Here is a 15498-nt window from a genome sequence, read left to right as displayed (position 1 = left end):
GGCCCCGCTTCCGTCTCGGGAGGAGACTTGTACTTTAGGCAGCGGTCTTGGCCTCGATCTGCTTGGCCTTGGCCGAAGATGCCGTAATCGCGATCTTGCGCGGCTTCAGCTCCTCGGGGATGTTGCGCTTGAGGTCGACGAACAGCAGGCCGTTCTTCAGCGAAGCACCGACAACTTCGACGTGGTCGGCAAGCTGGAAGCGGCGTTCGAAGGCTCTCGAGGCAATGCCGCGATAGAGCAGTTCAGAGCCTTCGCCGGTGCCCTCGTCCTTGCGCTCACCCTTCACGGTCAGCACGTTGCGATGGGCTTCGATCGAGATTTCCTCGTCAGAGAAGCCGGCAACCGCCATCGAGATCCGGTAGGAATCCTCACCGGTGCGCTCGATGTTGTAGGGCGGGTAGGTCTGCGCGCCATCCGGCTGCGCAAGCGAATCGAGCATCGTGAACAGACGATCGAAGCCGACGGTCGAGCGATAAAGCGGGGAAAAATCAACGTGACGCATGAGGTGTTCTCCTGTTGAGCAACATGGTTTGCGTATGGCCGGTGCGAAACCCTTGAGCGGCGTTTCGGGTGGGCCAGCGGCCCCGACATTGGCGACCGCACGAGACATTTGGGGAGCGCTGGAAAGCATTTCAAGATTTCACCTGGCGGCAAAAGCCACGGCGGCCGGACCCTTGATGAACGGCAGATGAACCGGCACTTCGGCGCGCGTTCAGGCAGCCGGCGCTAAAGTCCATTCCAGGATCAAGGACTGGCGGCGCCGATTGCACAACAGGCACCGCAACGAGGCCGACCGGGTGTAACGTCCCTTCCTCCCGGATCGACAGAGGCCGGAAGCACGCTTTCAAGCGGCTTCCGGCCTTCCCTGTTGCAGCCCAGTCAGTCACCGGGAATTCCTTGGCTTTTGGCGCATGGGCGTCTATCACCTTAGCGGAGCCGGCCAGCGCAGGCGGGCATGCGAGACGCCGAGCACGAAGCGCCGAATGACGGATCTTTTCACCGAAAACTCCCTTTTTCACGAAATCGAGGGCAATCCGCGGCCGGAAAACGCCGCCGGCGGCTTCTTCACCACGCGTGACCGCAAGAATATCCGCTACGGCCTGTTCGGCGCGGTCGCTCGCCCGATGAAGGGCACCGTGGTCCTGCTCACCGGCCGCAACGAGTGCATCGAGAAATATTTCGAAACCATCCGCAACCTTGCCGATCGTGGCTTTGGCATCGCTACGCTCGACTGGCGCGGCCAGGGCGATTCAGACCGGCTGATTCGCGATCGCCAGCGCGGCTACGTCAGCAGCTTCCGCGACTACACCGCCGACCTCGAACAGTTCTTCGAGGAGATCGTGCTGCCCGATTGCCGCGGACCCTACTACATCCTGGCCCATTCGGCAGGCGCATTGATCACCCTGCTGGCCGCGCCGTCGATGGTGAACCGCGTCCGGCGCATGGTGCTGATCGCGCCTTTCCTGACGCTGCCCGACCTGCCGGTCTCGATCTCGACGGTTCGCCGCGTCTGTTCCCTGTTCTGCGCTCTCGGCCTCGGCCGGCTCTATGCCGCCTGGGGTCCGCGGCCGAGGGTAACGGCCCCTTTCGAGACCAACAAGCTGACATCGGACCCGGAACGCTATCGGCGCAACACACGGATCTATGAAGAATACCCGCAACTGGCGCTTGGCGGGCCGACGATCCGTTGGCTGCGGGCAGCCGCGAAAGCTTCGGAAGCCGTCAGCGACCCCGACTTCATGGCCCGGATCCAAGTCCCGCTGCTGATCATCGCCGCCGGCGCCGACCAGGTCGTCTCGACCAGGGCTGTCGAAGCCTACGCCAGGCGTCTGCGGCTCGGTTCATTGCTGATGATCGACGGCTCCCGCCACGAAATCCTGCAGGAAGCCGATATCTACCGCGAGCAATTGCTCGCCGCCTTCGACGCCTTCATTCCCGGCAGCGACGACCCCACGGCCTGACGGCCGCCGGTCGCTGGTCAGCCGCGCAAGGCGGCCATGGCAGCTGCGTGGAGTTCCGGCGTTGCAGCCGCCAGGACATCGCCGCCCTTTTCCGCAGGCCCGCCATCGAATGTGGTGACCACACCGCCTGCCTTCTCGATGATCGGGATCAGCGCCACGATGTCGTATGGCTTCAAACCGGGATCGGCGACGATATCGACGCTTCCCGAAGCGATCATGGCGAAGGCATAGCAATCGGCGCCATAGCGGGCGAGTTGGATCTGTCTTTCGAATGCATCGTAACGGTTGCGCGCTTCGCCTTTGAATAGCGCCGGCGTGGTGGTGAACAGCGTCGCCTGGTCCAACTTCGTCGTCTTGCGGGTCGTCAGTTTTCGCGGCCCGCCCGGCCCCTCATAGTGCGAACCTGAGGCGTTGGCGTAGAACAGCTCGCCGGTGAAGGGTTGCGCCATCATGCCGGCAACGGCGTCACCGTCGACCGTCAGCCCGACCAGCGTGCCCCACACCGGCAGGCCGGAAATAAAGGCGCGCGTGCCGTCGATCGGGTCGATCACCCAGACATGCCGGCTCGAAATGTTCTCGCTGCCATGCTCCTCGCCAAGAATGCCATGGTCGGGATACTCGGCAGAGATCAGCGCCCGGATAGCGCGCTCGGCCTCGCGATCGGCCTCGGTGACCGGATCGAAACTGCCCTGTTCCTTGTTGGCGACCGCGCCTTGGGCACGAAAGCGCGGCAAGGTCTCCGCCGCCGCCACCTGCGCGATGCGGCGCATGAAATCGACACTGATGTCCAACTGATTCTCCCGCACTGCAGCATGCCCGAGCCGTGCTCTGCCGCCAATTTCGTACCAAAACAAGTGTGTTCGACGACTTCTCCGCGACGATATATGTTGCCCGTATGTCACATAAGCGTCGTCGAAACGCAATTTCCACATCAGAGTGAATTAAAAAAGCCCGAAGGCCGCTTGACATTTGTGCAACGCACAATACCCTTGACCTCGGACAGGGTTTCCTGTCCATGCCCTCCTTGGGCGTTTCCTCCCTAGACTTCGACCGTATCGTGCAAACGATGCGGTCTTTTTTTACGCCGCGATTTCACTCCGCGGCCAGCGGCAGGTCGATGAAATGATGGTCGGGCATCGACATCAGGTCGGCTGAGAACCGCGTCAGATCGTCGGCCAGCGCATCGAAGCCGGCGGCCTTCTCGAATGTCCGTTCGTTCATGTAGAGCCCGCGATTGACCTCGATCTGCAGCGCATGCAGATGGCGCGCCGGGCGGCCGTAGTGTTCGGTGATGAAACCGCCGGCATAGGGTTTGTTGTGGGCAACCGAATAGCCCATGGCGCTGAGCAGGCCGATCGCGGTCTCGGTCAGGGCGGCGGTTGCCGAGATGCCGAAACGGTCGCCGATGATGAAGTCGGGCCGCAGCCCGCTGTCGCCGACACGGATGCTCGCCGGCATCGAATGACAGTCGATCAGCACGGCAAAACCGAACCGCGCATGGGTCCGGGTCAAAAGCCGCTTCAGCGTCTCGTGATAGGGCTTGTAGACGGTTTCGATCCGGGCAACGGCTTCCGACAGCGGCAGGCGGCCGGAATAGATGTCGAGCCCCTCGCCGACCAGCTTCGGCACCGTGCCAAGCCCACCCGCCACCCGCGCCGAGCGGATGTTGCAGAAGGACGGCACTGGCTCGGCGAACATGCGAGGATCGAGCTCCCACGGCTCGCGATTGACGTCGAGATAGGCCCTCGGAAAATTCGCCGCCAGCAGCGGCGCGCCGAGCGCCACGGCACCGCCGAACAGCTCATCGACGTAACAGTCTTCCGACCGGCGGATGGCGTTGCGGTCCAGCCTTGCCATGGCCAGGAAGCGTTCGGGATAATAGCGGCCGCTATGCGGCGAGTTGAAGAGGAAGGGGACGCGCTGCTCGGCGCCCGACCGGATTTCGAAGGGTGGAAAGACCGAAAAATCCTCGGCTGCCGTCTTCAATTTGAACGAACCCGAAAACACCAGTGCATCATGATGTGAAAGTGCCACCTTGCAGGCCGCGTGTCCAGCATTTCAGCGGCGGCACACCCCCGGCAAATATGGATCATCGCCGTCCGCGTTCACTTGATGTTTACCCTCACCTCCTCATATACAGGATGGTTAACGGGCTTGCCCAACGGCAATCTCGGGCGGGTGATTCGGACAGGATATCATGGCACGCATTCTTCTGGCGGAAGACGACGACGATATGCGTCGGTTCCTCGTCAAGGCGCTGGAGCGCGCCGGTTACCAGGTCAGCGATTTCGACAATGGCGCCAGCGCCTATGAGCGGCTGCGCGAAGAGCCGTTCTCGCTGCTGCTGACCGACATCGTCATGCCGGAGATGGACGGCATCGAGCTGGCGCGCCGCGCCACCGAGATCGATCCCGATCTGAAAGTCATGTTCATCACCGGTTTCGCCGCCGTTGCGTTGAACCCGGATTCCAAGGCGCCGAAAGACGCCAAGGTGCTGTCGAAGCCATTCCATCTGCGCGACCTCGTCAACGAGGTGGAGAAGATGCTGCAGGCGGCCTGAGCCGTTTTCTAGGCGAGGCGCCGCACCTCTTCGCCACTGCGGCGAGACGACGCCTTCTTTCCTTTTTCCTGCTATTGACGCGCTGGATCAAAAATGGTGTATGCGCGGCTTCGGATGGGCGTGTAGCTCAGCGGGAGAGCACTGCATTGACATTGCAGGGGTCACAGGTTCAATCCCTGTCACGCCCACCATCCAACCAGACAAATCAGACCTGGATCGACATGCTGGCCGGCTCGCCAGACAAGGCGCGTGGGCATGACGCGCGGGATGAGCAGCGTCGAGGTGGTGGCGGAAGAACGCCTCACTTGGGATAAGCTGGGCACAGCGTGGCACAGGGCCGTCCAGGGCGCGCGTCACACAGAGGTGGACGATTTCGGTGCCTCAAGGGGAGGCTGGACGTTGGCGAGCTTTCGAGCGCAACGCGCCCGTCCCAGCGCTGACCGGAACGGGCGACACGCAATCAGATCATTGCGGCGCTGGATCAGGCGTATTTCCCGGCCTGTCGCCGCCGCCCTTGCCTTCGCGGCAAGGCTCGCCGATGCCGCAGCATTTGCCGTTATAGGTGACGCCAGGCTTCAGCTTGTCGCATTCCCTGGGAGCGGTTGTCTTGCAGCCGGCCAGCACCGAAACGGCGATGGCGGCCAAAAAGACGTTTCTCGAGACAGTAAACATAAGACGTTCTCCTTGATGAACCATGTTTGGACACATCACTTGGTCGCGCCTCGGGTGAATTGGTTCACAAAAATAGTGATGGCGGCGAAAACAACCCTCACGGTTGTTCGACAGAGGACACTCCTGGGCAGGCGCAGCAATCGCGTGGCGACGTGTCGGCGACGGCGAACACGCCCACGATGACGATGGCGGCCGATGCGGCGTCCTAGATGAATTGCGTGGTCATCTGGTCTGGAATCCAGCCAAAACCCTGGTGATGCCGACAAGATGGCAACGAAGATCACGGCGGCAATAAGCTGAACACGGTGTTCCTGGACATGGGGCGGGAACGCAGCGCTGATTTGGATTGAAGGTAAGCGGGCCTTGCGGCATGCGTTGCGGGACAAGGTGAAGTGAGGATTTTATGCGGGGCGTTGCGATTCTTACAGAGGGAAGAAGCGGTTCGAACTGGCTGGGAAGCCTGACGAACGCAACTGGCCTGATGGGACGGTCGGAGGAATGGCTTGATCCGGCCTATCTACGTTTCGATCCCCGCACCTATGATGATCTTGAAAAAGCGGCCATCGAGAAAGCGTCGACCGACAACGGGCGGTTTGCGATCAAGTTGTTTCCGCGCCATCTGGCCTGGTGTAAGGAGAAATTCGGAAAGGATTTTCTATTCGAGATTCGAAGAAAACACGGCTTGGAATTCATTTTGTTGGAACGTCGCGACCGAATTCAGCAAGCTATTTCGTTCTACCGAGCTAGGATGTCTGGAGTGTGGACGAGCCGGCACGAAGGGAAAGTCAATCCGCGCGCTGTTCCTTATAGCTTCGCCGACATCAGCCAAGCATATTTCCAGGTTGATCGAAGCTATGCGTTCTGGAGGTCCTACCTACAACTTGCGGGGCTGGATTGTCGTCAATTCGTCTACGAAGATTTGCAGCAAGACCCACGGCCCTATCTGGAAGCTGTGGCGGATTATATGGGCGTCCAGGTCCCGGAAGACACCGCCAATTCGAGATTCACTGTTCAACGGGACAGCCTCACGGAAGAATGGATAGTGCGCTTTCGTGAGGATGCAGCGGCCAAGGGCGCCATTGAGGGCATCGGGGAGATGGCGGTGCCAAGAACGCTCGACAATATCGCCCGCTTTGCCCTGAAACGGCCCCTGATCCGAAAGCGCTTCTAGAGGCAGGTACTTTCTTCGGGGAAATTCGATGATCGTTGCAGCTGGCTCGGTTCAGCGCTCAATGCCCCGGCTCTTCCTCCAGAACACCTGGAGTAAATCGCGCTGGTCAACCTTCTGCCCGCAGTAATGCTCTCTTCCGGGATGTCCTGGCCGCCGTGCAGCTTGCTGGGAACGGCGGGGCAGGGTCAGATAGTTTCGTCATGTCGCTCGAACCTGCCATTGCGGCAAAAAGTTCCGGAACCATCCTTCAAGCTGATGGAATCGCGGATCGCGTGTGCAGGATCGGCATTTCCCGGCTGTTCGCCAGAGGTAGAGCGGTTCGCATTTGGATTGACTTCTAGCCTGCACCTGGCGCAACGCCGCATGTAGTGCTTGAAGTTGGCGAAGGGTTTCTCGATTGGGTTGAGGTCCGGACTATAGGGGGCAGGAAGGAGAGCCTCGCGGAGCCAGCCTACTGGTCATCGTCATCGTTATTATCTGGATTGTCGACCAAACATCCCGCGCCGTGACACCCTTGGTAATTGCCTTGAGTGTCGAAATTCGGATTGCCGTCCTTGTCGTAACTCGGCCTTGGATCGATGTAGCTGTCGTCCTTTCGACGCGCTTCCTTGCGATCCTTGTCTCTCTGTTCTTGCGCGGCCATGCGATCCAATGAGCGCTGCTCATCTTCTGAACGTTGTGAGGTCTGTTGCATCATGCAGTCGGCAAACCTGTTGGTTCCTGGCCTGTAGCCGTAAGACGCGCACTGTTGCTGATCCATTGCGCGCTGATCCTCAGCGCTGACGCAACCGGCAACCGCCAACGGCACAAGCGCGATCAGCACATATCTCATCTTGAAATTCGGCATTTTGTCACTCCAGATTATTCTGATGGCACCGGGCAAGAGAGGTCACCCTCCTGGCAGTTCAGGTAGGCCTTCAACTGCCTGGTGCGGGCCTTGGTCAGGTCAGCCTGACAAGTAGCGGCAACCATCGGCGCCGCGGAGCCACCATCGTCACCGCTGGATTGAAACGTGCATTCGGCGTTGCGGAACGCAATCCACGCTCTCTGCGCTTTCACGAACCGTGCCTTGCCGTCGGAATCATCCGTAAGCCGCTTCTGGATTTGCTTGAAGGTCTGGTTCAATGCCTGATCGGCTCTTTTGAAGTCCGAAGCTGGATCGGCCAGAGCCGCGGTGGCGGCGAACGACAGCATGGCGACCGCAGCAAGTAGAAAACGCATGATTGTATCCCCCTCATGAAAACAACCACAAGTAAGCACGCATAGGAGCAGCCGGCAAGGCCTGGAAAACCATATAGTAAGCAAAGGGTTGTCGGGTTCAACAATGCAGGACGGACGAGGCTAGGGCCGTGAGGTGATATGCGGGGAGTGGCAGATAACTCATGCATTCGATGCAATGGCGGTCGAATGCGGCCGCCACAAGCTGACCATGTTTGGACACATCGCTTGGTCGCGCGCCGGGAGGATTGGTTCCAAGAAAATTGCGATCACCGGCGCATCTTTTGCGAGCTTGCCTTTGCGTGAAGGCGAATCGCCGATGCCGGGGCATTTGCCATGCTATGTGGTTTTCGGATTTGATTTATCGCATTGTCCTGTCGGCGTTGCCTGGCAACCTGCCGTCACTTATGCAGCAGAACATAACAGGACATTCGCAACGTTACATGCGAGAGACGTTTTCCATGATTGATCGTGTCGGACAATTCAGGGCTTGGTCGCCTCACGCTCAAAAATGGTCCGGAATCGAAGTCGGAATGATTGGCGAAACCGCGCGCATCCCCGAGGCGGTGATCGGGATCCGGTCTCCCTGCGTGCCGTCATGAGTTCGCAGTCCGGTAGGACAAAACCGTCGTCCTGGCCGAAGATATATCGCGAACTGAACCGTGTGCGCACGCAATTGCGGTCGCCGTGGTCGACATTGGGCAACGCGCTCATTTCCGCAAAGCAGAACGCTGAATACCGGCGCGGACTCCGCAAGCGGATCGAGGCCGCCCGCGAGACTTACACGGCGTCGCCGATCTCGCAGATCGCCGACAGCTTCATGCTCGTCCGGATCATCGGCAATGATCTGGAACCCCGACACCGCAAGGGCCAGTCATTCGACAACGTGCTGTTCATTCTGGACAACGAACCGGTCTTCGACGCCTGCGAAAAATTCTGGATCGTCAATCGAATAGTCGACACCGACGAGGAAGCCCGGATCATCGGCCTGCTCGAAAGCCGCCGCCAGAATTTTCATACAATCCCCTTCGAACTCGATCAGTACCGGAAGATATCCTGGGACGTCGACCAGCTTGTTGCCGGCGACCTCCGATTCTCAGAGAAGGGCCGGGCGAGCGGACAGTCCGCGCGTTACGAAACGCACATCCGCCGCAGCAAGAACCTCTATGTGATGAACAACAATGGGGCTCGCAACGCCGCGCTCGCGATTGCCCGCGACAGGGCAAAATGGCTGATGCCCTGGGACGGGAACTGCTACCTGACAGACTCTGCGTTCCAGCGGATACGGTCCGCGATCGAGAAAAACCCGCACCTTCCCTACGCTGTGGTGCCCATGGCGCGCATTGTCGACAATGCGCTTCTGCTGGACCAGAGCTTCCAGCCGCCGGCCGAGGAAGAGCCGCAGATCATATTTCGAGCCGATACCACGCAACTGTTTGACGAAAACTATGGTTACGGAAGGCGGCCAAAAATCGAGATGCTGTGGCGGTTGGCAGTTCCCGGCCCCTGGGACCGCTACCGCGACGATGCCTGGGATTTTCCACGCCCGGTCCGGGCAGCGGATGCCGGGCTGCTCCAGAAAGCGGGCTGGGTGGCGCGCCTGGATTCAGGGCGTTCGCATCTGGAGATCGGCAAGGCCGGCTTCGTCGCGCGTCTGGTCAGCCGCGATCAGGCGATCGTCGATATGGTCGATCAATGTGACGCCAAGGCAGTCGCCGCTCGGCTTGATGCCTCCCGCCTGGCCTTTTATGACGAAGACGCCCTGGCCCACGCGGTGAAGGACGGGCCCATCCTGCACCATCTCGAAACCGCGGCCGGACAGGCACTCGCCCGCGGTCCGTTCAGCGTGCTCGACAAGACTGGCCTAGCCCCCAGCGGGGATCCCCAGGACTATTTTCACCCCGCGCCTTACTGGTGGCCCGACCCCGACAGACCCGACGGCCTGCCCTATATCCGGCGCGATGGCGAACGCGTGCCCGGCACGGCATTGTATGCAGCAGGAAGCGAAACCTACGATCGCACACGCTTGCAGCGCGTCTTCGACGACACAACCGTGCTTGCGCTCGCCGCAACCGTGCTTGATGGGCATCATTATGCCGTCCACGCCGCCAGGCTCATTCGCGCATGGTTTATCGATCCCAGGACAAGAATGAACCCGCATTTGCGCTATGCGCAGGTGCGGTCGGGCCACGACAACAATGAAGGGTCCGGCCACGGCATCATCGAGCTGAAGGATTTCTATTTCTTCCTGGATGCCGTACGCCTGCTCGAGCGAACAGGAGTACTGGGCGACGAGGATCGCGAGGCGTTCAGAGCCTGGCTCGGTTCCTACTGCGAATGGCTGGACACCGCGCCGGCAGCCGCGACGGCCTTCTGCAGCAGCAGCAACCAAGGAACATATTACGATTTGCAGCGGGCATCGATCGCCACGTTTCTTGGCGACAGCGCCACCCTGGCCAAGATCAGCCTCTATGCTCGGGAGAGACTAGCAACCCAGATCGCAGCCGATGGCTCCTTGCCCAGGGAACTGTCCCGCACGCGCCCCAGGCACTACGCCATGTTTACCTTGCAAGGCTGGACGTCGCTGGCCCGTGTCCTGTCTTCGGTCGGTGACAATCTCTGGCAACACAAGACAGCCGAGGGACTGGGACTGGTCCAGGCGCTGCACTGGCTTGTTGCGCACGAGAACAAGCCACACACCATGTCGGCCGAAACTGTCGATCCGGATCGGCTTGGGCCGCTGCTTCTCGACCTGACGCACCATGATCCCGCAGGAATGCCACCTGCCGATCTGGGAAGGGCGACCAAGCCCATTTTTCATCCAGACGAGGCAATCGCGCCTTTTTGGCTGTGGCGGAGACGTTAGCGACGCCCGGCATTCCTGGCCTGTTACGTCGATGATGAGAACCACTTTGCGCGCTTCAAACGCCCGCGACGGTGCAAAGGCTCTTCATCCTGGTCACCGCCAGTTCCGGATCGGCCAGCAATCCGGCCTGGTCGGCAAGGCGGAACACGTCGGCATAGTGACGGATGCCGCGCGCCGACTGCATACCGCCGACCATCGCAAAATGATCCTGATGGCCGTTCAGCCAGGCCATGAGGACGATGCCGGCCTTGTAATACTCGGTCGGCGCCTCGAAGATCTTTCGCGACAGCGGCACGGTCGGCGCCATCAACGCGTCAAAGCCGGCGCGGTCGCCTTCCGCCAGTTTCGCCAGCGCCGCGTTGGCGACCGGCGCGATCGCGTCGAAAATACCCAGCAATGCGTGCGAGTGCCTTTTCTCGTCGCCGGCGATCAGTTCGGGATAATTGAAATCGTCGCCGGTGAACATGACGACGCCGTCCGGCAGACGGTTTCTCAGCGCGACCTCCTTGCCGGCATCGAGCAGTGAGATTTTTATCCCCTCCACCTTGCCGACGTGGCATTCGATGATGGCAACGACTGTATCGAGAGCGACCTCGAAATTCTCGCTGCCCCAATAGCCCCTGAGCGCCGGATCGAACATGTCGCCCAGCCAGTGCAGGATGACCTTGCCGGAGGACTGTGACAGGATGCGGTCGTAGACGCTGACATAGTCGTCCGGCCCTTTGGCAACTGCCGCCAACGCCCGGCTGGCCATCATGATCGCCTTGCCGCCGAGCCCTTCGATAAAAGCGAACTGCTCTTCATAGGCCTTGATGACGTCATCGATTGTTTTGGCGGCGGCGGGCGCCAGATGGTCGGTGCCGGCGCCCGAGGCGAGATCGGCGCCATTGACCGTGCGCGCCTCGGCGATCGAGCGGCGGATCAATTCCTGCGCGTTTGCCCAGTCGAAACCCATGCCGCGCTGCGACGTGTCCATCGCTTCGGCGATGCGGAAGCCCAGCCGCCACAGATGGTGACGGAACGCCATCGTCCTCTCCCAGTCGACCACCGGTCTGGACCACGGATCGGTCATGGCGAGCGGATCGGCAACGACGTGCGCGGCGGCATAGGCGATACGCGAAAATCGCGCGCCGATGTCAGGCTGCACGGGCTCGCCGACCAGCGTGTACCGGGTGCTGCCGACACCCTCACCAGGCAAGGAAATGTCCATCCATCGCTCCCTTCGCAACGTACTAAATGGAACGTTCCAATAAATCAAGGGCCTTTAAAATTCGAACTCCCTGCAGGATGAAATGCTGCATTGCAACAAGAAAGCCTTATGGAGCATGCCATTTGAGTACACACAATCGATGTTCGAGGCGCGGGAAAAATCCCGATTGACTCACGAGCGGAGCAGAGATTAGAACGTTCCAATAGTTTTGGGCCTGCAGTCGGGAGGATGCATCTGGATGGCCAGCCGGGCCAAGGCGACGATATTCGACATCGCCCGCGAAGCGGGCGTGTCCAAATCGACGGTATCGCTCGTGCTCCAGGGCAGCGGACTGATCCGGCCCGAAACAGCGAGCAAGGTGCGCAAGGCGATCGAGGATGTCGGTTACGTCTACAACCGCGGCGCCGCCAATCTGCGCAAGGCGCACTCCAACGTCATCGGCATGGTCATCAACGATCTCACCAATCCTTTCTTCGCAGAGCTGGCGGTCGGCATGGAGCGGGTCTTCCAGTCGGCCGGCATCGTGCCGTTCATCGCCAACACGGCGGAAAATCCGGTGCGCCAGGAAGAAGTGCTGAAGTCGCTGATGGAGCAAGGCGTCGCCGGCCTCATCGTGTCGCCGGCTCGCGGCACGACGCCGGGCGCCTTCAGGCGGATCGAGACGGCAGGTCTGCCGGTGGTCTTCGCCATGCGCCGGCTTCCCGAGAGCCGCATTCCGGTCATCGCGCCCGACAATCATCGCGGCGCCTATCTCGCCACCGCTCATCTGATCGGCAAGGGACATCGCCGGCTGGTCTTCTTCGGCGGCTCGTCCGATCTCGTCGTCTATCACGAGCGGCTTGGCGGATTTCGCGAAGCCTGCGAGACGCAGGGCATCTCCGACCGCGACACTCTGGTCGTCGAGGGAGAGACCAGCCGCAGAGGTGGTATCGCATGCCTCGAAACCGCTCTCGCAATGGCTGAACCGCCGACTGCGGCACTCTGCTTCAACGACGCCGTCGCCTTTGGCGCCATGCTGGCGCTGCGCAAGCGCGCGCTTGAGCCCGGAGTTGATTTCGCCATCGTCGGCTTCGACGATGTGGCCGAGGCCGAGCATTACATGCCGGCTCTGACCAGCGTCGCGGTGGACTCGGCGGGTCTTGGCGAACGTGCCGCCCATGTCATGCTGAAAATGATCCAGTCGCGCACCACACGGGCCGAAGACCATATCGGCGCGGTCAATCTGGTGGTCAGGGAAAGCTGCGGCCCGGATCGCCGCATTCGAAACAGGGCGGCCGGTTCGGGAGGCGCTGCATGAGCGTCAAATGGAGCTTGATCGGCGCCAGCACGATCGTCAGGCAGTTCATGATCAACGCCATCCGCGCGCAAGGCGAGGACAGCATCTGGTCATCGGCGCCAATCGAAGCAGCATTGCAAACCGCGAAATCAGGCAAGGCGGTCGCAATCGACCCTGAACTCGGGAGTATGAATTGAGCAAGGTGGTCTCCGCAGCGCAGGCAGCCGGCCTAGTCAAGGACGGCATGGTCGTGTCGGTGTCCTCGTCGAGCGGCCTCGGCTGCCCCGATGCGGTGCTCGCCGCGATCGGCGAACGCTTCGACGCAGTAGGCCATCCTAAGAACATCACCACGCTGCACCCGATCGCAGCCGGCGACATGTATGGCATCAAAGGCATCGACCATCTGGCCAAGCCGGGACTGCTGAAGCGTACTTTGTGCGGCTCCTACCCGTCCGGCCCCTCCTCTTCCGAACCGCCGCAGATCTGGAAGATGATCGGCGACAATTCGGTCGCCGCCTACAACGTGCCGTCCGGCATCCTGTTCGATATGCACCGCGAAGCCGCGGCCAAGCGGCCGGGCGTGCTGACCAAAGTCGGTCTCGACACCTTCGCCGACCCGCGCCACCAGGGCTGCGCCATGAACGCCGCCGCCAGGGAGCCGATCGTTTCGGTGCAGCAGTTCGACGGCGAGGAATGGCTCTATTTCCGCTCTATCGTGCCGCAGGTGTCGATCATCCGCGCCACGTCGGCCGACGAGCGCGGCAACCTCACCTACGAGCATGAGGGCGCCTATCTCGGCGGACTGGAACAGGCGCTCGCCGCCCGCAACAATGGCGGCATCGTCATCGCGCAGGTCAAGCGCGTCGTCGAGAACGGCACGCTGAAACCGCATGACGTGCGCGTGCCGGGCGTCCTGGTCGACCATATCGTCGTCGCGCCCGACCAGTTGCAGACGACGCTGACACCTTACGACCCGGCGATCTCGGGAGAAATCTTCCGGCCGCTGTCGAGCTTCCGCACGCCGGAGATGAACGTGCAGAAGGTGATCGCGCGCCGCGTCGCCATGGAGTTGCGCGACGGCATGGCCGTCAATATCGGGTTCGGCATTTCCGCCAATGTGCCGCGCATCCTTCTCGAGGAAGGCCAGCACGGCAAAATTACCTGGGTGATCGAACAGGGCGCGGTCGGCGGTGTGCCGCTGCTCGACTTCAAATTCGGCTGCTCATCGAACGCCGACGCCTTCATGCCCTCGCCGCACCAGTTCATCTATTTCCAGGCCGGCGGCTTCGACGCCTCGCTGCTGTCCTTCCTGCAGATCGATCGACACGGCTCTGTGAATGTTTCGAAGCTTTCGGCGCGGCCGCATGTCACCGCCGGCGCCGGCGGCTTTGTCGACATCACCGCACGGGCGAAGAAGATCGTCTTCTCCGGCTTCTTCAATGCCGGCGCCAAGCTGTCTCTGGCCGATGGCGGCATCCGCATCGACCACGAGGGCAAGGTCAAGAAGGTGGTCAACGAAGTCGAGCACATCTCGTTTTCGGGCAAGCGCGCGGTGGCGCAGGGACAGGACATCACCTATGTCACCGAACGCTGCGTGATGAAGCTGACGCCGGAGGGCTTGGTCGTCACAGAACTCGCACCCGGCATCGATCTGCAGCGGGATGTGCTGGCCCAGTCGGAAATTCCGTTGGCCGTTGCCAGGGACCTCAAGACGACACCGGCAGCCCTCTATCAGGAGCAACCGATAGGCCTGTCGCTGAATGGCGGCGCCTCGCTCGGAGGCGCGCGTGGCTGAGCCTCTCGTCACCTTCGAGCAGGATGGCGCCATCGGTACCATCACGCTGCGCCGGCCGGAGAAATTCAACGCACTGGACATTCCGATGCTGCGGGCGCTAGAGACGGCGCTCGACGAGGCCGAGATGGCCGAGGGCGTCCGCGTCGTGCTGCTGCGCGGCGAAGGCAAGGGCTTTTGCGCCGGTGGCGATGTCGAAGCCTGGGCGCAGATGAGTGCCGCCCATTTCCAGGTGCAGTGGGTGCGCTACGGCCACCGCGTCTTCGACCGCTTGGCGCGGCTGCGGCAGCCGACAATCGCCGTCCTGTCCGGCCATGCGCTGGGCGGCGGCCTGGAACTGGCTGCGGCTTGCGACTTGCGCGTGGCGGAAACACAAGTGAAATTAGGCTTCCCGGAAACCTCGATTGGCGTCGTGCCCGGCTGGTCCGGTACGCAGCGCGCCGTGCGCCGCTTCGGCGCGCAGACGGTGCGCCGCATGGCGCTGGGCGGCGAGATCCTTCTCGCCCCCGAGGCACTCGTCCTGGGCATCGTCGACCGGGTGGTCGCAACTGGCAACGCACACGAAGAAGCAAAGGCGTGGGCGGAAAAGATCGCCGAGCGCGGCCCGCTGGCGACGGAAGCCGCCAAGCTGATGATCGCGGTCGCCGAAGGCGAGGAAAGTGCCGCCGCCACCGAAGCGCTGGCCAGCGGCTTCATCGCCCTGACCGGCGATCTGAAGGCCGGCGTCGATGCCTTCAAGGCCAAGCAGAAGCCGGCCTTTTCGAGATCCTAG

At 61.5% G+C, this 15498-nt stretch carries 16 protein-coding genes and 1 tRNA gene; 10 read left to right on the top strand and 7 right to left on the bottom strand.

Features of this window, described 5'->3' with window-relative positions; all coding sequences use genetic code 11:
- Positions 1-34: 34 nt before the first annotated feature.
- Positions 35-502 (bottom strand): Hsp20 family protein, encoded by a 468-nt coding sequence (locus LB559_RS26170; RefSeq protein WP_013529716.1) that lies wholly within the window; start codon positions 500-502, stop codon positions 35-37.
- Between the two features lie 481 nt (positions 503-983).
- Here LB559_RS26170 and LB559_RS26165 point away from each other — a divergent pair, with 481 nt between their 5' ends.
- The gene (locus tag LB559_RS26165) at positions 984-1961 is read left to right on the top strand and encodes an alpha/beta fold hydrolase (protein WP_224675314.1); all 978 of its coding nucleotides are present in this window, start codon (positions 984-986) and stop codon (positions 1959-1961) included.
- Between the two features lie 17 nt (positions 1962-1978).
- On the opposite strand, the gene hisN is transcribed toward LB559_RS26165, so the two are convergent.
- Positions 1979-2752 (bottom strand): histidinol-phosphatase, encoded by a 774-nt coding sequence (gene hisN / locus LB559_RS26160; protein ID WP_024502739.1) that lies wholly within the window; start codon positions 2750-2752, stop codon positions 1979-1981.
- Positions 2753-3053: 301 nt separating this feature from the next.
- Entirely contained in the window at positions 3054-3995 is a 942-nt protein-coding gene (locus tag LB559_RS26155; RefSeq protein WP_013529713.1) for an N-formylglutamate amidohydrolase, read from the bottom strand.
- Between the two features lie 163 nt (positions 3996-4158).
- Between LB559_RS26155 and cpdR the strand changes: the two genes are divergently transcribed.
- Together cpdR and LB559_RS26145 are read left to right on the top strand one after the other, a co-directional pair.
- On the top strand, positions 4159-4521 hold the full coding sequence (cpdR, locus tag LB559_RS26150) for a cell cycle two-component system response regulator CpdR (protein WP_006199474.1): 363 nt from the start codon (positions 4159-4161) through the stop codon (positions 4519-4521).
- A 116-nt stretch (positions 4522-4637) separates the two neighbouring features.
- Positions 4638-4712 (top strand) — tRNA-Val (locus LB559_RS26145).
- Between the two features lie 274 nt (positions 4713-4986).
- Here LB559_RS26145 and LB559_RS26140 read toward each other — a convergent pair.
- A complete protein-coding gene (locus tag LB559_RS26140; protein WP_013529712.1) occupies positions 4987-5193 on the bottom strand; it encodes a hypothetical protein in 207 nt (68 codons plus the stop codon).
- Positions 5194-5596: 403 nt separating this feature from the next.
- Between LB559_RS26140 and LB559_RS26135 the strand changes: the two genes are divergently transcribed.
- Positions 5597-6364, top strand: coding sequence for a Stf0 family sulfotransferase (locus LB559_RS26135; RefSeq protein WP_224675313.1), 768 nt, complete (start codon positions 5597-5599; stop codon positions 6362-6364).
- Between the two features lie 451 nt (positions 6365-6815).
- Here the strand turns inward: LB559_RS26135 and LB559_RS26130 are convergent, their stop codons facing one another.
- Positions 6816-7211 carry a hypothetical protein gene (locus tag LB559_RS26130; protein WP_013529710.1) on the bottom strand — a complete coding sequence of 132 codons (396 nt, stop codon included), beginning with the start codon at positions 7209-7211 and terminating at the stop codon, positions 6816-6818.
- Positions 7212-7225: 14 nt separating this feature from the next.
- A complete protein-coding gene (locus LB559_RS26125; protein WP_224675312.1) occupies positions 7226-7585 on the bottom strand; it encodes a lysozyme inhibitor LprI family protein in 360 nt (119 codons plus the stop codon).
- 175 nt (positions 7586-7760) lie between these two features.
- On the opposite strand from LB559_RS26125, the gene LB559_RS26120 reads away from it, so the two are divergent.
- Positions 7761-8051, top strand: a complete 291-nt coding sequence (locus tag LB559_RS26120; protein WP_145923782.1) for a hypothetical protein — start codon at positions 7761-7763, stop codon at positions 8049-8051.
- Between the two features lie 228 nt (positions 8052-8279).
- On the top strand, positions 8280-10448 hold the full coding sequence (locus LB559_RS26115; protein WP_224675311.1) for an alginate lyase family protein: 2169 nt from the start codon (positions 8280-8282) through the stop codon (positions 10446-10448).
- A gap of 55 nt (positions 10449-10503) precedes the next feature.
- Here LB559_RS26115 and LB559_RS26110 read toward each other — a convergent pair whose 3' ends face one another.
- Positions 10504-11658: a dihydrodipicolinate synthase family protein gene (locus tag LB559_RS26110; protein ID WP_224675310.1), complete on the bottom strand. Its 1155-nt coding sequence runs from the start codon at positions 11656-11658 to the stop codon at positions 10504-10506.
- 238 nt (positions 11659-11896) lie between these two features.
- On the opposite strand from LB559_RS26110, the gene LB559_RS26105 reads away from it, so the two are divergent.
- From LB559_RS26105 to LB559_RS26090, 4 genes are read left to right on the top strand one after another with little or no spacing between them, the layout of a single operon-like run.
- On the top strand, positions 11897-12955 hold the full coding sequence (locus tag LB559_RS26105; protein WP_224675309.1) for a LacI family DNA-binding transcriptional regulator: 1059 nt from the start codon (positions 11897-11899) through the stop codon (positions 12953-12955).
- The gene (locus LB559_RS26100; protein ID WP_224675308.1) at positions 12952-13131 is read left to right on the top strand and encodes a hypothetical protein; all 180 of its coding nucleotides are present in this window, start codon (positions 12952-12954) and stop codon (positions 13129-13131) included. The genes LB559_RS26105 and LB559_RS26100 overlap by 4 nt, the downstream gene beginning before the upstream one ends.
- Positions 13128-14729 carry an acyl CoA:acetate/3-ketoacid CoA transferase gene (locus tag LB559_RS26095; RefSeq protein WP_224675307.1) on the top strand — a complete coding sequence of 534 codons (1602 nt, stop codon included), beginning with the start codon at positions 13128-13130 and terminating at the stop codon, positions 14727-14729. Before LB559_RS26100 ends, LB559_RS26095 begins: the two co-directional genes overlap by 4 nt.
- Positions 14722-15498, top strand: coding sequence for an enoyl-CoA hydratase/isomerase family protein (locus tag LB559_RS26090; protein ID WP_224675306.1), 777 nt, complete (start codon positions 14722-14724; stop codon positions 15496-15498). Before LB559_RS26095 ends, LB559_RS26090 begins: the two co-directional genes overlap by 8 nt.

The sequence above is a fragment of the Mesorhizobium sp. BR1-1-3 genome (genome assembly GCF_020165455.1).
Classification (GTDB): domain Bacteria; phylum Pseudomonadota; class Alphaproteobacteria; order Rhizobiales; family Rhizobiaceae; genus Mesorhizobium; species Mesorhizobium ciceri.
The sequence above is the reverse complement of the archived record's forward strand: the minus strand, read 5'-3'. Positions and strand labels throughout refer to the sequence as shown.